Source organism: Sulfuritalea sp. (genome assembly GCF_031426875.1).
Taxonomy (GTDB): domain Bacteria; phylum Pseudomonadota; class Gammaproteobacteria; order Burkholderiales; family Rhodocyclaceae; genus Sulfuritalea.
This window is the reverse complement of sequence record NZ_JASJPC010000018.1, coordinates 42,676-63,560: the sequence shown is the minus strand read 5'-3', so window position 1 is coordinate 63,560 and position 20,885 is coordinate 42,676. Positions and strand designations below refer to the sequence as shown.

15 protein-coding genes are annotated in these 20,885 nt (G+C 65.7%); 2 read left to right on the top strand and 13 right to left on the bottom strand.

The window, feature by feature from the left end:
- Positions 1 to 6 precede the first annotated feature (6 nt).
- The 9 genes from RMO95_RS07970 to glpD form a co-directional block, all read right to left on the bottom strand.
- Positions 7 to 1,296 carry an MFS transporter gene (locus RMO95_RS07970; RefSeq protein ID WP_310450079.1) on the bottom strand — a complete coding sequence of 430 codons (1,290 nt, stop codon included), beginning with the start codon at positions 1,294 to 1,296 and terminating at the stop codon, positions 7 to 9.
- A 112-nt stretch (positions 1,297 to 1,408) separates the two neighbouring features.
- Positions 1,409 to 4,207 (bottom strand): AMP-binding protein, encoded by a 2,799-nt coding sequence (locus RMO95_RS07965; protein WP_310450078.1) that lies wholly within the window; start codon positions 4,205 to 4,207, stop codon positions 1,409 to 1,411.
- A gap of 114 nt (positions 4,208 to 4,321) precedes the next feature.
- Entirely contained in the window at positions 4,322 to 6,052 is a 1,731-nt protein-coding gene (locus RMO95_RS07960; RefSeq protein ID WP_310450077.1) for an ABC transporter substrate-binding protein, read from the bottom strand.
- A gap of 89 nt (positions 6,053 to 6,141) precedes the next feature.
- The gene (locus tag RMO95_RS07955; RefSeq protein WP_310450076.1) at positions 6,142 to 6,450 is read right to left on the bottom strand and encodes a DUF2160 domain-containing protein; all 309 of its coding nucleotides are present in this window, start codon (positions 6,448 to 6,450) and stop codon (positions 6,142 to 6,144) included.
- Between the two features lie 150 nt (positions 6,451 to 6,600).
- Positions 6,601 to 7,413, bottom strand: coding sequence for a carbohydrate ABC transporter permease (locus RMO95_RS07950; RefSeq protein WP_310450075.1), 813 nt, complete (start codon positions 7,411 to 7,413; stop codon positions 6,601 to 6,603).
- Complete coding sequence (locus RMO95_RS07945) at positions 7,406 to 8,299, bottom strand: sugar ABC transporter permease (protein WP_310450074.1); 894 nt, start codon at positions 8,297 to 8,299, stop codon at positions 7,406 to 7,408. The genes RMO95_RS07950 and RMO95_RS07945 overlap by 8 nt, the downstream gene beginning before the upstream one ends.
- Positions 8,296 to 9,372, bottom strand: coding sequence for an ABC transporter ATP-binding protein (locus tag RMO95_RS07940; RefSeq protein ID WP_310450073.1), 1,077 nt, complete (start codon positions 9,370 to 9,372; stop codon positions 8,296 to 8,298). Before RMO95_RS07940 ends, RMO95_RS07945 begins: the two co-directional genes overlap by 4 nt.
- A 1-nt stretch (position 9,373) precedes the next feature.
- Positions 9,374 to 10,459: an ABC transporter ATP-binding protein gene (locus RMO95_RS07935; RefSeq protein WP_310450072.1), complete on the bottom strand. Its 1,086-nt coding sequence runs from the start codon at positions 10,457 to 10,459 to the stop codon at positions 9,374 to 9,376.
- Positions 10,460 to 10,505: 46 nt separating this feature from the next.
- A complete protein-coding gene (gene glpD, locus RMO95_RS07930) occupies positions 10,506 to 12,107 on the bottom strand; it encodes a glycerol-3-phosphate dehydrogenase (protein ID WP_310450071.1) in 1,602 nt (533 codons plus the stop codon).
- Positions 12,108 to 12,314: 207 nt separating this feature from the next.
- Between glpD and RMO95_RS07925 the strand changes: the two genes are divergently transcribed.
- Complete coding sequence (locus tag RMO95_RS07925) at positions 12,315 to 13,079, top strand: DeoR/GlpR family DNA-binding transcription regulator (protein ID WP_310450070.1); 765 nt, start codon at positions 12,315 to 12,317, stop codon at positions 13,077 to 13,079.
- Positions 13,080 to 13,137: 58 nt separating this feature from the next.
- The gene (gene glpK, locus RMO95_RS07920) at positions 13,138 to 14,664 is read left to right on the top strand and encodes a glycerol kinase GlpK (RefSeq protein WP_310450069.1); all 1,527 of its coding nucleotides are present in this window, start codon (positions 13,138 to 13,140) and stop codon (positions 14,662 to 14,664) included.
- 127 nt (positions 14,665 to 14,791) lie between these two features.
- Here the strand turns inward: glpK and RMO95_RS07915 are convergent, their stop codons facing one another.
- The 4 genes from RMO95_RS07915 to RMO95_RS07900 are packed head-to-tail and all read right to left on the bottom strand — an operon-like array spanning position 14,792 to position 20,877.
- Positions 14,792 to 15,970, bottom strand: a complete 1,179-nt coding sequence (locus RMO95_RS07915) for an iron-containing alcohol dehydrogenase (RefSeq protein ID WP_310450068.1) — start codon at positions 15,968 to 15,970, stop codon at positions 14,792 to 14,794.
- A gap of 22 nt (positions 15,971 to 15,992) precedes the next feature.
- Positions 15,993 to 16,790: an enoyl-CoA hydratase gene (locus tag RMO95_RS07910; RefSeq protein WP_310450067.1), complete on the bottom strand. Its 798-nt coding sequence runs from the start codon at positions 16,788 to 16,790 to the stop codon at positions 15,993 to 15,995.
- Between the two features lie 34 nt (positions 16,791 to 16,824).
- Entirely contained in the window at positions 16,825 to 19,239 is a 2,415-nt protein-coding gene (locus RMO95_RS07905; RefSeq protein WP_310450066.1) for a penicillin acylase family protein, read from the bottom strand.
- Positions 19,240 to 20,877, bottom strand: a complete 1,638-nt coding sequence (locus tag RMO95_RS07900) for an acyl-CoA synthetase (RefSeq protein ID WP_310450065.1) — start codon at positions 20,875 to 20,877, stop codon at positions 19,240 to 19,242. It abuts the gene before it with no gap.
- Between the last annotated feature and the right edge of the window lie 8 nt (positions 20,878 to 20,885).

Genomic DNA, 20,885 nt, shown 5'->3' with positions numbered 1-20,885 from the left:
GGGCCTTCAGTCTGCCAGCGCGGCGGCGCGGCCGCGCCTGGCATCGATGCCGATCAGCAGCAGCAGTCCGCCGACGAAATACAGCCCGGTGATCCCCAGCGCCAGGCGGTGGTTGCCGCCCGACAGCCAGGTCGTCAGGCCGTAGGTCATCGGCCCGGCGATGGCCGCGAGCTTCATGGCCAGGCCCCAGAGCCCGAAGAATTCGGCGCGCCGCTGCACAGGCGCGAAGAAGCCCACCAGCGCCCGCGAGGCGGACTGGCTGGAACCGAGACAGAGGCCGGCGATGTTGGCCGCCACCCAGAACTGCCCGCGGCTATCCGAACCCAGGGCAATCGCCGTCATCAGCAGCCAGCCGGCCAGGGTCAGGGCGATGGTGCGCACATGGCCGAGCCGGTCCTGCACGTAACCGAAGGCGAAGGCGCCGACCGCCGCCGTGCCATTCACCACGAAGAACAGCTTGATGTTGTCCTCCGCGGTGAAGCCGATCGCTTCCTGCGCGTAGATGGCGGCCAGCGCGATGGCGGCGAAGACTCCCGATTGGTAGCACAGCAGGCAGACCAGGAAACGCGCCATGTCGGGAAAGCGCCGCACCTCGTGCAGGGTGCGCCGCAGCCGCTGCGCCAGCGCCGCGAATTCGGCGCCGGCCGCCGCCACCGGCCGCGCCGCCACGCGTTCGCGCAGGAGCAGGAAAGTTGGCGCTGACGCCACGGCGAAGAACACGGCGGTGATCAGCATGGCCGCGGGGACGAAGCTTTCGGCGCCCTCGCCGCGCCCCTTGGCGGCGACGATCCAGGCCAGACAAAGACCGAGACAGCTCATGCCCCCCAGATAACCCCAGCTCCAGCCCCAGCCGGAAACCTTGCCCAGATCCTCGTCGCCGGCCAGCTCCGGCAGGAAGGCGGCGATGATGTTTTCGCCGCTGCCGAAAAAGAAGCTGGCGATCGCCACCAGGCACATGGCCAGCACCACGTCGCCGGGACCGACCCAGTACAGCAACGCGGTAGCCGCGACGCAACCGACGGTGGTGATGGCCAGCAATTTCTTCTTGTTGCCATGGCGATCGGCCCAGGCGCCGACACTGGCCGCGGTGAGCATGATGGCGATGCTGGCGATGGCCTGCGTGGTGGTCCAGGCCAGCGTCGCCCAGGCCGCGCCGCCGGCCACTACGGCGACGAAATAGGCGTTGAAGATCGCCGTCACCACGGTCGTCGTGTAGGCCGAGTTGGCGAAGTCGTACATGGCCCAGGCCCAGACCTCGCGCGGCTTGACGCCTTCGGCAAGAACGCTCCGACTCATCGAACGATCCTCCTCCCATTCCCCTGCCCAAGGCAGGGGATGACGCTGGTTCGCCGCTGACGCGGCTCCATGTTTCTTGCTGCGCCGCCTTGGGGCGGCCCGGCGGCGACGCTCATGACTGTCGTCCTTCCAGATCGGCCTCGCCGCAATCCTGCAGGATCGCCGCCCGCGCCGCGTCGCGCAGTTGCAATGCCGCCGCCCAGCCCTCGCCCGCCGGCGCTAGCGGCGCGCCGATGCTGACGCGCACCGCGGCGCGCCGCGGCAGCCAGGATTCGTCGCGCAGGATTTCGCGGGTCCCCGCCAGCGTCACCGGCGTCACCGGCAGCCGGTTCTGCACGGCAATCTGGAAGGCGCCGAGGCGGAAGGGCCGCAGCCCCGACTGGCGGGTGAAGGTGCCTTCGGCGAAGAACAGCAGCGGACGGACGCCGGCCGCCCCGGCCAGGCGCCGCACGTCATCGACGCCCTGCCTGGCGTCGAAGCGTTCGACGAAGGCCGCGCCGAGGCGGCGCAGCAGCGGGCCGGCCAGGGGATGGGCCGCCAGCTCCTGCTTGGCGACGAAGCCCAGCGACAGCGGCAGGGCCGCCGCCAGCACGATGCCATCGACGTAGCTGGCATGGTTGGCGACGAATATCGCCGGCCCGGCCGGCAAGTGCTCCAGGCCCGCCACGCGCAGGCGGATGCCGCACAGGCGCACGCAGGCCCGCGCGATCGCGCCGACGAAGCGCCAGCGCCGCTCGATGCCGGGCAGCAGCAGGATGCCGGCGACGGCGGGCAGGGTCAGCAGGCCATAGACGCACCAGGCATAGCCGCCGTAGAGCAGTTCGCCGCCGCGCCGCAGGGCGACGCGCAGGCTCTGCCAGAATCCCGCCGCACCCAGGCGCGCCACCTGCAGCCAGAGCGCGCGGCCATCGCCGGCAAAGCCGCTGCCGCAATAAACCTCGCGCGTCGCGGCGCGCCGGATCTTGCCGCTGGAGGTTTTCAGCACGGCATGGGGCGGCGCCAGCACCACGTCATCGGGCGGCGTGCCGAGCAGGTCGACGGTCAGCGCATTGATGCGGCGGACCAGTTCCTGCCGCGCCGCGGTGTCGGTCTCGCGGCTTTCGGCCACCACCACCAGCTTCTCGGTGCCCTGCCCGGCCGCGGCCACGCCGAACACCGCGACGCAGCCGCGGCGCACGCCGGGGATGCCGCCGACGGCCTCCTCAAGTTCATAGGGATAGAGGTTGCGCCCGCCGCGGATGATGGTGTCCTTGATGCGCCCGGTGATGACGATGTCGCCCTCGAGCAGATAGGCCAGGTCGCCCGAATCCAGCCAGCCGTCGCGGATCAGCCCGGCGCTGGCCTCGGCGTTGCGGTAATAGCCGCGCGTCGCCGAGGGTCCGCGGAACTCCAGGCGACCGACGCGGCGCGGCGGCAGTTCATGGCCAGCGGCATCGACGATGCGCACCTCGTGGCCCGGCAGCGGCAGGCCGCAGGCCACCATGCTCAGGGCATGGGCGTCGTCGGCCGGCGCCGGCAGCGCCGAGCCTGCCGCCAGCGCCTCGCGCTGCACCCGGTCGATCCGCGGGCCGCGCCCCGGCGGCGAGACAGCGAGGCCGACCGTGCATTCGGCCAGGCCATACACCGGGGCCAGCGCCTCGGCGCGCAGGCCGTAAGGCGCCAGCGCCGCGGCGAAGCGCGTCAGGGTCTCGGCGGCGACCGGTTCGGCGCCGTTCGCGGCGTAGCGCCAGGAACTCAGGTCGAGGCCTTGCAGCCGCGCCGCATCGAAATGCCGCAGGCAAAGCTCGAAGGCAAAATTGGGCGCCGCGGTCACCGTGCCGCGATGCTCATGGATGGCCCACAGCCAGCGTTCGGGCCGCGCCAGGAAATCCAGCGGCGACATCAGCACCAGCGGGCAGGCATGGTAGAGGCTGCCCAGCCAGGCGCCGATCAGGCCCATGTCGTGATACAGCGGCAACCAGCTGACGGTCACGTCGGCCGGCGTCAGCGCCACGGCCTGGCCCCAGGCGCGGATGTTGGCCAGCAGATTGGCGTGATCCAGCGTGACGCCCTTGGGACTGCCGGTGGAGCCGGAGGTGTATTGCAGCAGCGCAATGTCGTCGGCACGCGCGCGGTGGTCCGCCGCGGCTGTCGCCGCCCTGCCCGCTGCGCGCAGTTCCGCGGGCGTCGTCACCTCGCGCAGGCTGCTGACCAGCCCGGACAGGATGCGCGCCACCATGCGCGCGGCATCGAAGGTGACCAGCGCCGCGGCCTCGCAGTTCTGCAGGATGCCGGCCTGGCGGCGCAGGTGGTCCTCGATCTGGCCGGGCCGCGTCGGCGGGTAGATCGGCACCGGCACCGCGCCGGCGAGCAGGATGCCGTAGAAGCTGTGGAAGAATTCCAGCCCGGTCGGCAGCATCAGGGCCACGCACTGGCCCGGCGCGATGCCGATGCCGCGCAGGCCGGCCGCCACCTCGCGCGCCGCCGCCAGCAACTGGCCGTAGTCCATGGTCTCGGTTTCGGTCGCACTGTGCTGGAACAGCACATGCGGCCGCTGCGGATGCCGCAGCGCATGCCATTGCAGAACCTCGACCAGCGTCGCGGCGCTGTCCGGCTGGCCTTCCTCCGCCGCCGCGGGCGCCGTCCAGCGCTGGTGTTCTGCGCCAGCGTCGGGCCCGCCGGGCAGACCCGAGGACAAGGCGGCCAGCAAGTCGCGCGGGGTTTCCGCCGCGCCCAGCACCTCGTCGTCGAGGCGCACCCCGTAGGCCTGCTCGATGCGCGCCAGCAGTTCCACGCGCGCCAGGCTGTCCAGCCCCAGATCCTTGTCCAGCCTGCTGTCCAGCGCGGCGCTGGTGCGCCCGGCCGGCCGCACTTCGGCGGTCAGTTGATCTACGATCGACAGCAGTCGGGTCGAGCGATCGAGTGCTGGCATTTGCTCCATGGCCTAAAGTTTCGAGTATCCCCATTTCGTTGGGGATATGCAAATAAATGGCCGCGCGCGGCACTCGGCACACGCGCGGCCAAACCTGGTAGCCGAAAACCCGGATCAGCGAACCTTGCCGGCCTTCCACGCATTCAGCAGCGTGTCGTAGGCGATGGTTTGACCTTTCGGTTTTTCGTTGGCCAGCTTCTTCCATGGCGCGCCCTTGTCGGAGAGCCACTTGTTCGGATCGCCCTTGGGGTTCAGCTTCGGTGCGCAACGAGCCATGCCTGCGCGCTCGAGGCGAGCCATCACCTGGTCCATCTCCTCCGCGAGGTTGTCCATCGCCTGCTGCGGCGTCTTCTCGCCGGTGACGGCAACGGCCACGTTCTTCCACCACAACTGCGCAAGCTTGGGGTAGTCCGGCACGTTGGTGCCGGTCGGAGTCCAGGCCACACGCGCCGGGCTGCGGTAGAACTCCACCAGACCGCCGAGCTTGGGCGCCAAATCCGTCATCGCTTTGGACTGGATGTCCGATTCGCGAATCGGCGTCAGGCCGACGATGGTTTTCTTCAGCGACGTGGTTTTGGCGGTAATGAACTGCGCATACAGCCAGGCAGCGGCCGTGCGGTTGGCGTCGTGAGCGGCGAAGAAGGTCCATGAGCCGACGTCCTGGTAGCCGTTCTGCATGCCCTGCTTCCAGTACGGACCATTCGGGCCGGGCGCCATGCGCCACTTCGGCGTACCGTCGGCATTGACCACCGGCAGGCCCGCCTTGGTCATGTCGGCGGTGAAGGCGGTGTACCAGAAAATCTGCTGCGCGATCTGGCCTTGCGCAGGCACCGGGCCGGCTTCGCCGAAGGTCATGCCGGTAGCCTCCTTGGGCGCGTACTTTTTCATCCAATCGACGTACTTGGTCAGCGCGTAGACCGCCGCCGGCGAGTTGGTCGCACCGCCGCGCGAGACCGACGCCCCGACCGGATTGCACTTGTCGGCCGAGACGCGGATGCCCCACTCGTCCACCGGTACGCCGTTCGGAATGCCGATATCGGCGGTGCCGGCCATCGACAGCCACGCGTCGGTGAAGCGCCAGCCCAGCGAGGGATCCTTCTTGCCGTAGTCCATGTGGCCATAGATCGGCTTGCCGTCGATGGTCTTCACGTCATTGCTGAAGAATTCGGCGATGTCCTCGTAGGCGCTCCAGTTGAGCGGTACGCCAAGGTCGTAGCCGTACTTGGCCTTGAACTTGTCCTTCAGGTCCTTGCGCGCGAACAGATCGGCGCGGAACCAGTACAGGTTGGCGAACTGCTGGTCCGGCAGTTGGTAAAGCTTGCCGTCGGGCGCGGTGGTGAAGCTGGTGCCAATGAAATCCTTCAGGTCCAGGTCGGGGTTGGTCCATTCCTTGCCCTTGCCGGACATGTAGTCCGTCAGGTTCATGATCTTGCCATAACGATAGTGGGTGCCGATCAGGTCGGAATCGGAGATCCATCCATCGTAGATCGACTTGCCCGACTGCATTGATGTCTGCAGCTTCTCGACCACGTCTCCCTCCTGGATCAGGTCATGCTTGACCTTGATTCCGGTGATCTCCTCGAAGGCCTTGGCCAGTGTCTTCGATTCGTACTCGTGAGTCGTGATGGTCTCGGATACGACCGATATCTCCTTGACCCCCTTGGCCTGCAACTTTTTGGCGGCTTCGATGAACCACTTCAACTCGGCCATTTGCTGAGTCTTGTTGAGGGTTGACGGCTGGAACTCGCTGTCGATCCATTTTTTTGCCTCGGCCTCGCCGGCCCAGGCATGACCGGCTACCGCGCAAGCGATGGCCAGGGTCAGCGTGGTGTAGCGTAATTTCATTGTTCATCTCCTCGTGCATAGGCCTCCCCGTGTGTAGTGTTGGTCACCACGGCCCCGGGAAAGCTTCGGGCCGGATTCCAAGAAGCGCTTCAGCCCTTCCTCATTACCAGCACCAGTGCCGCTATCGAAATTGCAAAACTGATCCAGACACTCGGATCCTGTTCAAGCTGCAGCCACTCCGCGAATTTTCCCGACAGCCCGACGAACGCCAGGTTTATGTATGCGGCGCCGAGCAGTCCGATGAACAGCCGATCGCCGCGCGTCGTGGCGATCGGCAGGAAACCCTTGCGCAGCGTCGTCGGCGACTTGATTTCCCATATGGTCATCCCTGCCAGCATCAATGCAATGCAGCTGAAAAACACCGCCACCGGCGTAGTCCATACCATCCAGTCAAGCATGCTTCCGCTCCCGCAATTTGAATCGCATATACGGCCCGCTGCGCCGTGCCGCCATCCGCAGCGGCGAGGAGAGCGTTCTTTGCCCGACCGCCCTGCTGCGCAGGGGCTTCATCAGCGCCGACTTGGCGAGACATCTGGACACCTCGCGCATCACACCCGTCCCATCGCAAATCCCTTGGCGATGTAATGCCTGACGAACCAGATCACGATCGCGCCCGGCACGATGGTCAACACGCCGGCGGCTGCCAGCGTGGCCCAGTCCATCCCCGATGCCGAGACGGTGCGCGTCATCGTGGCTACGATCGGTTTGGCATCGACACTGGTCAGCGTGCGTGCCAGCAGCAGTTCCACCCAACTGAACATGAAGCAGAAAAACGCCGTCACCCCGACGCCGGCCTTGATCAGCGGCAGGAAGATGGTCAGGAAGAAACGCGGAAACGAATAGCCGTCGATATAGGCGGTCTCGTCGATCTCGCGCGGGATGCCGCTCATGAAGCCTTCCAGTATCCACACCGCCAGCGGTACGTTGAACACCAGATGTGCCAGGGCCACCGCGAGGTGCGTGTCCATCATCCCAAGGGTTGAATAGAGCTGAAAGAAGGGCAGCAGGAAGACCGCCGGCGGCGTCATGCGGTTGGTCAGCAGCCAGAAGAACAGGTGCTTGTCGCCAATGAAGCTGTAGCGCGAGAAGGCATAGGCAGCAGGCAGCGCCACGGTGATCGAGATCGTCATGTTGATGGCGACGATGATCAGGCTGTTGATGTAGCCGGAGTACCACGCTGGGTCGGTGAAAATGGTCTTGTAGTTGCTCCAGGTGAAGTGCTGCGGGAAGAAGGAAAAACTGGAAAGGATTTCCTCGTTGGTCTTGAAACTCATGTTGACCATCCAGTAGATCGGCAGCAGGGCGAAGACGATGTAGCACGCAAGCAGCAGCCTGCGCTTCTGGAAACGCTCTTCATTCATGCTCGATGCCCTCCTGCTTGGCCGCACCCACGCGCTGCATCCAGTTGTAGAGGATGAAACAGAACAACAGGATGATCAGGAAGTAGATCAGCGAGAATGCCGCCGCCGGGCCGACGTCGAACTGGCCGACCGCCTTTTGCGTCAGATATTCGCTAAGGAAAGTGGTGGCGTTGCCCGGTCCGCCGCCGGTGAGGACGAAAGGCTCGGTGTAGATCATGAAGCTGTCCATGAAGCGCAGCAGCACCGCGATCATCAGCACGCCGCGCATCTTGGGCAGCTGGATGTAGCGGAACACCGCGAACTTGGAGGCGCCGTCGATGCGCGCGGCCTGGTAGTAGGCATCGGGAATGGAGCGCAGGCCGGCGTAGCACAGCAGAGCGACCAGCGGCGTCCAGTGCCACACGTCCATCGTCAGCACGGTGATCCATGCATGCGTGGCGTTGCCGGTGTAGCTGTAATCGAAGCCCATCTTCTGCAACGTGGCGCCCAGCAAACCGATATCGGCGCGGCCGAATATCTGCCAGATGGTGCCGACCACGTTCCACGGGATCAGCAAGGACAAAGCCACCACCACCAGGACTGCCGAGGCTTGCCATCCTCTGGCCGGCATCGACAGGGCCAGCATGATGCCCAGGGGAATCTCCACCGCCAGCACCGCCAGCGAAAAGCCCAGTTGCCGGAGCAAGGCGCCGTGCAACTCCTCGTCGCGCATCACCGCCGAAAACCACTCGGTGCCGACGAAGACGCGCCGCTCGGGAGAGATGATGTCCTGCAGCGAATAATTCACCACCGTCATCAACGGCAGCACCGCGGAGAACGCCACGCAGACAACCACCGGCAGCACCAGCCACCAGGCCTTCTGGTTTACGGGTTTTATTGCGCTCACGGCACGAGCTCCTCGTTCTGATAGAAACAGGCATGGGTGCCCAGCACCTGCAGCCAGACGGTCTCGCCCAGCCGCGGCAGCGTGGCTTCCGGGTTCAATCGCGCCTTGAGGGCCCACTCGCCGCATTGGGCGGTCAACAGCGCATGAGTGCCGATGTCGAGCACCTGCGTCGCCGTCGCCGGCAGTGCTCCCGGGGCATCCGCCGACGCCAGCGCGACATATTCCGGGCGGATGCCAAGCTTGTACTCGCCCTCGGACAAGGCGAGCTCGGACGACAAAGGCAGCACGCGGCCTGCGACCTCCAGCGTTCGCCCCTGCACGCGCGCCGGCAGAAAGTTCATTCCCGGCGAGCCGATGAAGTGGCCGACGAAAGTGTGCTGCGGCCGCTCGAACAAGGCATCGGCGCTGCCCACCTGCACTGCCCGGCCGCGTGTCATCACCATCACCTGGTCGGCGAAGGTCAGCGCCTCCACCTGATCGTGGGTGACGTAGATCAGAGTCAGCTTCAGCTCGTGATGAATCTGCTTCAGCTTGCGCCGCAACTGCCATTTCAGATGCGGATCGATCACGGTCAATGGTTCGTCGAACAGCACCGCCGACACATCGGGTCGCACCAGGCCGCGACCGAGCGATATCTTCTGCTTGGCGTCGGCCGCGAGATCCGCGGCGCGCTGGTCGAGCTGGCCGCTCAACTCCAGCATCTCGGCGATTTCGCCGACGCGTTTCCTGACCTGGTCTTCCGGCATTTTGCGATTGCGCAAGGGAAAGGCCAGGTTGTCGGCCACGCTCATGGTGTCGTAGATCACCGGGAACTGGAACACCTGCGCGATGTTGCGTTCCTGGGGACTGAGGCGCGTCACGTCGCGATCGTCGAACCTGACGCTGCCGGTGGACGGCATCAGCAGGCCCGACATGATGTTGAGCATGGTCGTCTTGCCGCAGCCCGACGGCCCGAGCAAGGCATAGGCGCCGCCATCGGCGAAGCTCATTTTCAGCGGCAGCAGCGCGTAGTCGGAATCCTGCTTCGGATTGGGCCCATAGGCATGGGCCAGATCGAGATCGATGCGCGCCATCTCAGCCCCCTCCCTGTCGTTGCGGCGCCACCAACAGCGCGCCTTCCGCGTCGAAGACATAGACCTGCGCCGGACTGAGATGCAGCGTGAGCGATGCGCCCAGATCGAAGTAATGCACGCCGGTGAGCTGCGCCACCACTTCGCCCACGGCAGTGGACAGGTGCACATAGGTGTCGGAGCCGGAGATTTCGGCGAGTTCCACTACGCCGGGCAGGGCCACGTCGCCGTCGCGCGCTTGCAGACGCAGGGCGCTGGCACGCACGCCAACGGTCAACTCCGTCGCCGGGCTGGTCGCAGCCGCAGCCGGCAGCGGAATGACAAGTGCCGGGCCGGCATTCAGTTGCACCCCCAGCGTCATCGCAGCGGCAGCGATCAGGTTCATCGGCGGATCGCTGAAGGCGCGAGCCACGCGCAGCGACTTCGGCTCGCGGAACACCTCGGCGGTGGGACCGTACTGCAGCAGTTCACCGGCGTCCATCACTGCGGTGTAACCGCCCAGCAGCAAGGCTTCGCCGGGTTCGGTGGTGGCGTAGATCACGGTCGATTCGCCGGCGGCGAACAGTTGCGTCAGTTCCTCGCGCAGTTCCTCGCGCAGCTTGTAGTCGAGGTTGACCAGGGGTTCGTCGAGCAGCATCAGCGGCGCGCCCTTGGCCAGCGCTCGCGCCAGCGCCACGCGCTGTTGCTGGCCGCCCGAAAGTTCTGCCGGATAGCGGTCGAGGAACATCTCGATGTGCAGCTTGGCCGCGAGCGAGCGCACTCGCTCGGAGATGTTTTTTTCGCCGCGCAGCTTCAGCGGCGAGGCGATGTTGTCGGCGACCCGCAGCGAAGGGTAGTTGATGAACTGCTGATAGACCATTGCTATATTGCGTTCGCGCACCGGAACGCCGGTGACGTCCTTGCCATCGACCCGAACGGCACCCCGGGTGGGAGTGTCGAGGCCGGCCATGATGCGCATCAAGCTGGTTTTCCCGGCCTGGGTGGCGCCCAGCAGCACAGTCACCGCGTTGAGCCTCGGCGCAAGGCTTATGTCGTACAGCCACGACTGTGCCCCGACTTTTTTGCTGATTCCTTCCAGCGCTAATTCCATCGGAATTTTCTCCGGAATCCCAAGTTGCTCCGAAATCTGCACTTCATCAGGCGGCCTTTCTCCGTTCATCCACCGCATTCATCCAATCCGCGACTCTTTGACGCTCGGCTTCGGTCAAGTGCAGGCCCAGCCGAGTGCGGCGCCACAGCACGTCCTCGGCCGTGCACGCCCACTCCTCGCGCCGCAGGTAGCGTAGTTCCGCCTCGAACAGACCGGGAGCCACTTCCTCGCCAAGATCGGTGCGGCAGCCGGCGTCAATCAGCACGCGGTCGATGCGGCTGCCGTAGGCACGCGCAAAACGCCGCGCCAGTGACGCGTCGAGCCAGGGATAGCGCGCCCGCACCGCAATGACAAAGCGCTCGAAGTCGGTATCGGGCCGGCGCAGCGCGCCGATCCAGTCGCGGAGGTCGCCGCCGGGCAGACTGGCTCCCTTGGTCCACGCCTTGCGCGATGCAGGCTCTCCGAGCATGCGTCCTATCTCGTCGGCGGCTTCCTCGGCCAGCTTGCGGAAAGTGGTGATCTTGCCGCCCCACACGCTCAACAGCGGTGCTGCCTCGGTGTTGCTCTCCAACATGTAGTCGCGAGTGACGGCCGAGAGGTCGCCCGACGCATCGTCGAGCAGTGGACGCACGCCGGCATAGCTCCATACCACGTCGCTTGGCTTCACCGGACGGGTGAAATAGCGGCTCACCTGCCGGCAAAGATAAGCCACTTCGTCGTCGCCGATGCTGGTGTCCCCTGGATCGCCATGAAGCTCTACTTCGGTGGTTCCGATCAGCGTGAATTGCTCTTCATACGGGATGGCGAAAATAATGCGCCGGTCCGGGTTCTGGAAAATGTAGGCGTGGTCGTGCTCGAAGCAGCGCGGTACGACGATGTGGCTGCCTTTGACCAGCCGCAGGGTTTTGGTCACCAGCGCTTCGCCGTGGGCGGCTTTGGCTGCGTCGAGCAGAAATGATTCCGCCCACGGCCCGGCGGCATTGACCAGCGCTCGGGCGCAGATCGTGCGTTCGGGATCCCCCGGCGACTGCAGGGTGGCCATCCACTCCTGCCCGTTGCGCTGCGCGGCGGCGCAGCGGGTGCGGGTGATAATCTGCGCACCGCGGGCTTGCGCGTCCAGCGCATTGAGGACCACCAGACGCGCATCGTCCACCCATCCGTCGGAATACACAAAGCCGCGCGTGTATCGCTCCTGCAACGGCGCGCCGAGTGGATCGGTGCGCAGGTCCACCCCGGCGGAACCGGGCAGCACTTCGCGCCGCGCCAGGTGGTCATAGAGAAAAAGACCCAGCCGGATCATCCAGGCCGGCCGCATCGACGGGTCGTGCGGCATGACGAAGCGCAGTGGCCGAATGATGTGCGGCGCACTTCTGAGCAGCACTTCGCGTTCCAGCAACGACTTGCGCACCAGCGAAAACTCGTAGTACTCCAGATAGCGCAAGCCGCCGTGGATCAGCTTGGTCGAGGATGACGATGTATGGGCGCCCAAATCGTCTTGCTCGGCCAGTATCACCCGCATGCCGCGGCCGGCCAGGTCGCGCGCAATGCCGACACCGTTGATGCCGCCGCCAACCACAAGTACGTCGCAGGATTGCGCATTGGAAGCGTCAATGCTGCTCACCTGACCACCGGGGTGGGGCTCGGCCATGCGGTCTCCTCGTTCGATGCGCGCCGCATCCCGGTACAACCGGGAGGGCGTTTTGGATTATCTTCGCTAAAGTTCGTTATAGCGCGTTTATGTTCTTTTTACATAAGTTTTAAACAAATTGCAAGTTCCAATATGAGCTAATTGTTGTGTTGTGTTTCGTAAGCAGTTTGATTATTCTTACGGCGTTTCCCTTTTCGAGCCCCAGGCATGACCCCCAACCCGAGACAACTCAAGTTGCTGGAACAGGTTCAAGCGCGCGGTTCCGTATCGGTTGAAGAATTGGCGGCTTTGTTCGGCGTGACCCTGCAAACCGTGCGGCGCGACGTGAAACTCCTGTCGGATGCCGGCCTGCTGGCGCGTTTTCACGGAGGAGTGCGGGAGCCGAGTTCGACCACCGAGAACATCGCCTACCGGCAGCGCCAACTGCTAAACGAAGCAGCCAAGCAGCGCATCGCACGTGCAGTCGCCAAGGCGGTTCCGGACGGTTGTTCGCTGATCATCAACATCGGCACCACGACCGAAGCCATCGCGCGCGAACTGTTGCGCCACAAGGGCTTGCGCGTGATCACCAACAACCTGAACGTCGCCGCCATCCTCTCCGACAACACCGACTGCGAAGTCATCGTCACCGGCGGCGTCGTGCGTTCGCGCGACCGCGGCATAGTTGGCGAAGCCACGGTCGACTTCATCCGCCAGTTCAAGGCCGATATCGGACTGATCGGCATCTCAGGCATCGAGGCCGACGGCAGCCTGCGCGATTTCGACTACCGGGAGGTGAAAGTTGCGCAGACCATCATCCAGCAGTCGCGCGAAGTATGGCTGGCAGCCGACTGCAGCAAGTTCAATCGTCCCGCGATGGTCGAGGTGGCACGTTTGAATCAGGTCGACATCCTGTACACCGACGCGACTCCACCCAGTCCCTTCCCGGCCTTGATGTCCGATGCGGGCGTGACCTGCCTGGTGGCAGACTGACAGATCGGGCCGCGAACTTTCCCCGTCAAGCGAAACCAGTCCTCCGGAGAAACCGCCGATGAACCGCCCCCGCTTCCTTCTTGCGCTCGACCAGGGCACCTCCAGTTCGCGCAGCATCGTGTTCGATGTGCGGGGACAGATCGTTGCCAAGGCGCAACGCGAGTTCCGCCAGATCTACCCACAGCCCGGCTGGGTGGAACACGACCCGCATGAGATTTGGGCCAGCCAGATAGCCACCGCGCAGGAGGCGCTGGCCCAGGCGGGGATCGGTGCCGCCGACATTGCCTCGATCGGCATCACCAACCAGCGCGAAACCACCGTAGTATGGAACCGCGCCAGCGGCGAGCCGCTGTGCAATGCCATCGTCTGGCAGGACCGGCGTACCGAACCGATCTGCGCGAAGCTGCGCAAGGACGGCCTGGAAGCCGCCGTCCGGGAGAAGACGGGCCTGCTCATCGACCCCTATTTTTCAGCGACCAAGCTGAAATGGATTTTCGACACCGTTCCCGGCGCCCGCGCCGCCGCAGGCAAGGGCGAGTTGGCCTTCGGCACCGTCGACACCTGGCTACTGTGGCGCCTGACCGGCGGCGCGGTACATGCCACCGACGTCAGCAACGCGTCGCGGACGATGCTGTTCAATGTGCATGGCAACCGCTGGGATGACGATTTGCTGAAGGTGTTCGACATTCCCCGCGAAGTGCTGCCTGCCGTCCACCCGTCCAGCCATGTGTACGGGCACGCGCAGGCCGGGCTGCTCGGCGCTCCCGTCGCCATCGGCGGCATCGCCGGCGACCAGCAGAGCGCGCTGTTCGGACAGGCCTGCTTTCGTTCCGGCATGGCGAAGAACACCTACGGCACCGGCTGCTTCATGCTGATGCATACCGGGCCGCACTTCCATGCCAGCGCCAACGGACTCATCACCACCAGCGCCGCGCAACCCACCGCGACGCCGGAATTCGCGCTGGAGGGCAGCGTGTTCATCGGCGGTGCCGTGGTGCAGTGGCTGCGCGACGGCCTGCAGGCGATCAAGCAAAGCGACGCCGTCGAGAAACTTGCCGAAAGCGTGCCGGACAGCGGCGGCGTGATATTCGTGCCGGCCTTCACCGGCCTCGGAGCCCCCTACTGGAAGCCCGACGCGCGCGGTGCCATCGTCGGTCTGACCCGCGGCACGACAGTGGGGCACATCGCGCGCGCAGCGCTGGAAAGCATCGCGTTCCAGAATGCCGCGCTGCTGCAGGCCATGGGCCGTGATGCAGCGGCCACGGCCGCCGCGCCGGGCGACAGGCTGCCGCCGCTGGGCGGCGTCGAGGAGCTGCGCGTCGATGGCGGCGCCTGTGTCAATGACTTGCTGATGCAGTTTCAGGCCGACCTGCTCGGCATCCCTGTGGTGCGACCGAAGGTGATCGAAACCACCGCGCTCGGCGCCGCCTATCTGGCCGGCCTGTCCTGCGGCGTCTACCGCAACCTCGATGAACTCGCCGCGCAATGGCAGGTGGACCGGACTTTTCATCCGACCATGTCGCGGGCGCGGGCCGGTGAATTGATGCAGAACTGGGAACACGCGGTCGCCCAGACTACCCTCTGATTCGCAGCGTGGCGCCTAGCAGCCTGTTGAAACCGATGGATGTAGGAGCGAGCTTGCTCGCGACAACGGCTTATCGCGAGCAAGCTCGCTCCTACAGGGAATGCGCCTTTTCCTTGTCGACTGACTACTAGAGCCTAGCTGCCAGCACCCCGACAAGCTCCTCGTCGGTGAGCACGATCGGGTTGGTCTTCATGCTGCTGCCGCGGCAATTCGCCACGATGCGCGGAAAGTCGGCGCTGGCGACACGCCAATGCGACAGACGGGGCAAGGCCAGCGTCTGCTCCCACTGCCGCAAGGTGCTGACGAGGAAGCTGCGCGCGTCGCGCCCGTTCAAGCCTTTCTGCATGGCGAAACGACGGCCTATCTCGGCGTATTTCGGCAGCGCAGGATTGTCGGGTTCGCGCCTTTCCAGCGCCTCGATGTTGGCGGCCGTCGCCGTTGCCACCAGCGTGCCACAGGCGGCGCCGTGGGGAATGGGGAAGAAGGCGCCGAGCGGCGCAGCAAGGCCATGCACCGAACCGAGGCCGGTCTGCGCCAGGCAGATGCCCGACAGCAGCGATGCGTAAGCCATCTTCTCGCGCGCCGCTGCGGACTGCGCCGCATACAGCGACAGCAGCCCGTCCTTGACGGCCATGATGCCGGAACGCGCCAGCGCATCGGTCATCGGATTGCTGCGCGTCGATACGAAGGATTCGAGCAACTGCGTGAAGGCATCCATGCCATCGGCGGCGACCAGCTGCGGTGGACAACCGGAGATCAGTTCGGGATCGACGATGGCCCATTCGGCCACCAGCTTTTCGTCGCGGAAGGATTTCTTGAATCGCCCTTCGATCGACAGCACCGCGTTCCTGGTGGCTTCCGAGCCTGTCCCGGCGGTGGTCGGAACGGCAATGAAGGGTGTCGCCGGACCGGCATAGGGCAGCTCGGGGCCGACACCTTCCAGGTGATCCATCACCGAATTGCCGGGTTTCAGCAATGCGGCGATGGCTTTCGCCGCATCGAGCGCGCTGCCGCCGCCGATGCCGATCACCGCGTCGAATGCTTCGACGCGCATCGCCGCGACGGTGGCGTCGATGAAAGTCGGCGCCGGCTCGACGGTGATCTTGACGATTTCCCAACTGCAACCGCGCTGGCGCAAGGCATCGAACAGCCGCACGGCATTGGCCGAGGCGAGAAAGCTGCGTGCGCCGGTGACCAGCAGCAGTCGTTTGCCATAGCCGGCGGCGATGTCGGGCAAGCGTTCCAGGGAACCCTGGCCGAACTCGATCCGCGGCAGGCGGGAAATGGAAAAGGGAGCAAAGCCCATGGGTGGAGCTTCGCTCAGGAAATCAGCAGCCTTTCCACTCCGGCTTGCGTTTCTGCATGAAGGCGTCGATGCCTTCCGCCGCGTCGTCGGCCATCATGTTGCAGGCCATGGTTTCCGAGGCGAGCTGGTAGGCGCCGTCGAGGCCCATTTCGAGTTGCTTGTAGAACATCTGCTTGCCCATGCCGACGGCCACGGCCGACTTGGCGCAGATCGAATCGGTCAGCTTTTTCACTTCGGCATCGAGCTGGTCGAGCGGCACCACGCGGTTGATCAGGCCGCGCCGCTGCGCCTCCGCGGCGTCGATGAAATCCCCGGTCAGCAGCATTTCCATGGCCTGCTTGCGGCCCATGGCGCGCCCCAGCGCGACCGAGGGCGTCGAGCAGAAGAGGCCGACGTTGATGCCGGATACGGCGAACTTCGCGCCTTCGGCGGCCACCGCCAGATCGCACATGGCCACCAGTTGGCAGCCTGCCGCCGTGGCGATGCCGTGGATGCGCGCGATCACCGGCTGCGGCATTTCGGTGATGGACATCATGACCTTGCCGCATTGCTTGAACAGCTTCTGCATGTAGGCCTTGCTGTGATTGGCGCGCATCTGCTTGAGGTCGTGGCCGGCGCAGAAGGCCTTGCCGGCGCCGGCAATCACCACGGCGCGCACCGAGACGTCCTTGGCGATGGCATCGAGCGCCGCCTGCAGCTCGGCCAGCATTTCCTCCGACAGCGAGTTGAACTGGGTCGGCCGGTTCAGCGTCAGGGTCGCGACGCCATCCTTGTCTTCGCGCATCAGGATGGGCAATGTGGATTGTTCGGGTGCATTCATGGTGCGGCCTCCTTGGTGTTCTTCGGTAAAGGATTCATTTTGCCGCAGGGCGGCCCTGCAGCACCAGTTTCTTGCCGCCGCCGCCCCACAGCGGCAGATCGCGCACCGCCTGCCAGGGTTCGAGCAGACGCCTGAAATCGGGCGAGAGCACCAGGCCGGACTGTCCGCTCGAATGCATCACGCCGGAGTTCGTGGGGTTGCCCAGGTCATAGATGGCGCGCAGGCTGGCGGCATGCTCGTTGAGATAGGGTTCGTCGCCTTTGAGGTGATAGCGGCCGACATTCACCGTGTAGTTGTCGCCGCCGGTGGCGACGCGCAGTTCGAACCACGGCGCCAGCGCCCTGACCTTGGAGAACGGCCGGTGCTCGGCGCGTGCCAGATGCACCACGCCCCAGTGCCAGCGCGCCATGTCCGGCCCCAGGCGTTGCTGCAACTCGTCGAGGGCGCGGTCGAGCGAACGGTTGACCAGCGCGGCGCAGGTTTCCGCGGCCGGCGTCGATTTGTCGTCGCACCACCAGGCATCGTCGCGGTCAAGCACGCCTTCCAGCGCGGCACGGAAATCGGCGCGGCCGACCTGGCGCAAATACATCTCGTCGCCGCCCATTTCGTCGGCGAACACCGCGCGCGTCAGCTCGCGCGCCCAGGCGGCGAAGATGGTCGGCGCGACGTCGAGCGCGCGCATTTCGCCCTCGAAGCCGGCCAGGCGCTGCGTCGCGGCCGCTCCCAGCGCATGCGTCGGCTGCGCCTTCTTCAGCCAGGGCAGCAGGCGCTGCGCCGCTGGTGAAAGGACATCGGCCTGGATGCGGCGCAGGCTTTCTTTGTCGTGTTTCGGCTGCGCTGCGAGCAGGGTCTCGATACGCTGCTGGCGGTAGGGCAAGGCCCATTCGCTGGTGATGTAATGCGGATAGTTGGCGCTGGCGACACGGTGATTGGCGGTGGCGATCCAGCCGCGCGGCGGGTCGATCTCGCGCGGCGTCTGGCCCGGATCGACGAAGCCGATCCAGTCGTAGCGCGCCTCCCAGCCCGGCGCCGGCGCCTGGCCTTGCAGATCGTTGTCGGCGCCGCGCAGCGGCACGCGCCCGGCGGCGATGAAGCCGATGCTGCCGGCGACGTCCGCCACCACCATGTTCTGCATCGGCGCCTTGTACTTCTCCGCCGCCGCGACGAACTCGGCCACCGATCCGGCAGCGCCGATCGCCAGCCCGCCATCGATGCTGGCGGCATCGGCATCCAGCGCCGTCCAGCGCAGGGCCAGGGCATAGCCCGGGCCGCCCGGCTTTCCCGTGAGGCCGGCGACGACCGGCGTGCCGGCATCCGAAATCACCGGCCCGTGGCGTGTCGCCCGCGTGACCAGGGTGACGTCGGCCCCGCCCTTGACGCGGATGGTCTCGGTGTAGGACTGGAACGCTGCCCAGCCGTCGGGCGTGCGATAGCGCGTCGCATCGTCGGGCTTGATCTGTTCGAGGTAGACGTCCTGGACGTCGGGATTGGTGTTGGTGAAGCCCCAGGCGATGCGTTCGTTCTGGCCCAGCACCAGCAGCGGCAGGCCGGGCATGGTGGCGCCCGCCATCTTGAGGCCGGGCGCTTCGAGGCGCGCGAAATACCACAGGGCCGGCGTCGTCAGCTTGAGATGCGGATCGTTGGCCAGCAGTGGCTTGCCCGATGCACTGCGCGAACCGGCCACCACCCAGTTGTTCGAACCGACGCCTTCGACGCCGGATTCGGGTGCGTCGAGCAGGGCCTGCTGGCCGAGATCGCCGCTGAGTTTCAGCTCGCGATACAGCGCCGCATAGTCGCGCACGGGCAGCGGCTTCTGGCCGGGATAGGGCGGCAACAACTGGTCGATGCGCGCCACCGGCAGGCTCAGGGCGAGGCGCATGCGCAGCAGTTCATTGGTCCAGTTGGCGCCGAGATCCCAGGCCATCATGATGCCCCAGGCCAGCGTGTCCTCCGGCGTCCAGGGTTCCGGCTGCAGGCCGAGGATCAGGAATTCCGGCGGACGGGCGCGCAAATGATCGGCGATGTAGGCGTTGATGCCGGCGGTATAGGCCAGAACCGCGGCGCGCGCGTCGGCGCCCAGCGCGACCCATTGTGCGGTCGCGGCATGCCGCACGCCGAGGGCGCGCAGAAACCTGTCGTTGTCCAGCGCGGCCGGGCCGAAGGCTTCCGCCAGCCGCCCGGAGCCGATGCGGCGATGCGTTTCGAGCTGCCACAGGCGATCCTGCGCATGGACGAAGCCGAGGCCGAACAGCACGGCATCGCGACTGGCGCCGCGCAGCGTCGGAATGCCGTTGTCGTCGCGCTCGATGCTGACTTCACCCGCGAGTCCGGCGACCTCCAGCCGCCCTTCGCTGACCGGCGTCACGCGCTGCCACCAGATCACGGCGAGCGCGACGGCGGTGACGAACAGCGCCAGCAGCGCGGCGCCCAGGCGCGGCAGCCAGATCACTTATTCGATCGCGGCGGCCGACTTGGCCTTCTCGCGCAGCACGTACTTCTGGATCTTGCCGGTCGAGGTCTTGGGCAGCGCCTCGAAGATGAACTTCTTCGGCACCTTGAAGCGCGCCATGCGCTCGCGGCAGAACTCGGTCAGTTCCTCGGCCGTGACGGTCGAACCTTCGCGCAGTTCGATGAAGGCGCAGGGCACCTCGCCCCACTTCTCGTCGGGGGTGGCGACCACGGCGGCGCCCATCACCGCCGGATGGCGATACAGCGTGTCCTCGACCTCGATCGAGGAGATGTTCTCGCCGCCCGAAATGATTACGTCCTTGCTGCGGTCCTTGATCTTGACGTAGCCGTCGGGCTGCATCACGGCCAGGTCGCCGGTGTGATACCAGCCGCCGCGGAAGGCCTCTTCGGTGGCCTTCGGATTCTTCAGGTAGCCCTTCATCACGATGTTGCCGCGGAACATGATCTCGCCCATGGTCTGGTCGTCCCAGGGCACCGGCAGCATGGTTTCCGGGTCCATCACCGTGATGCCTTCCTGGCAGTGGTAGCGCACGCCCTGGCGGCCGTTCAGGCGCACCTGTTCGTCGAGCGGCAGTTCCAGCCATTCCTCGTGCTTGGCGCAGACCGCGGCCGGGCCATAGGTTTCGGTGAGGCCATAGACATGGGTGATGTTGAAGCCGATCGTGTTCATGCCTTCGATCACCGCGGCCGGCGGCGGCGCGGCGGCGACCAGCGCCGAAACCTTGTGCTCGATGCCCTCGCGCCAGGCCGCCGGGGCGCTGATCAGCATCGAATGCACGATCGGCGCGCCGCAATAATGGCTGACCTTGTGCTCGCGGATGGCATCGAGAATCAGCTTGGGATCGACGCGGCGCAGGCAGACATTGGTGCCGGAATTGGCCGCCACGGTCCAGGGGAAGCACCAGCCGTTGCAATGGAACATCGGCAGGGTCCACAGGTAGATCGACTGCGGCGGCATGCCCCAGGAGACGATGTTGGACAGCGCGTTGAGATAAGCGCCGCGGTGGTGATAGACCACGCCCTTGGGGTTGCCGGTGGTGCCCGAGGTGTAGTTGAGCGAGATCGCTTCCCACTCGTCGGCCGGCGTCTTCCAGGCGTAGGCGGGATTGCCGGTGGCGAGGAAGCTCTCATAGTCGAGCGTGCCCAGGCGCTCGCCGGGGCCGGTGTATTCGGGATCGTCGACATCGACGACGAGGATGCTGCGCCCCAGTTCGGCCAGGGCCTTTCTGACCATCGTCGAATACTCGCGGTCGGTGATCAGCACCTTGGCCTCGCCGTGGTTGAGCATGAAGGCGATCGATTCGGCGTCGAGGCGCGTGTTCAGGGTATTCAGCACGGCGCCGCACATCGGCACGCCGAAATGGCATTCGAACATCTCGGGCGTGTTGTTGAGCATCGCCGCCACCGTGTCGCCAGCGCCAACTCCTTGCGCCGCCAGCGCCGAGGCCAGGCGCCGGCTGCGCTCGTAGGCCTGGGCCCAGGTGTAGCGGCGCGCGCCGTGGATGCTCGCCACGCGCTCGGAATAGATGTAGGCGGAACGTTCGATGAAGGTCAGCGGCGTCAGCGGCACATAATTGGCCGGATTCTTCTCCAGGCCGGCGGCGTAGGGATTGCTCATCGGATTCA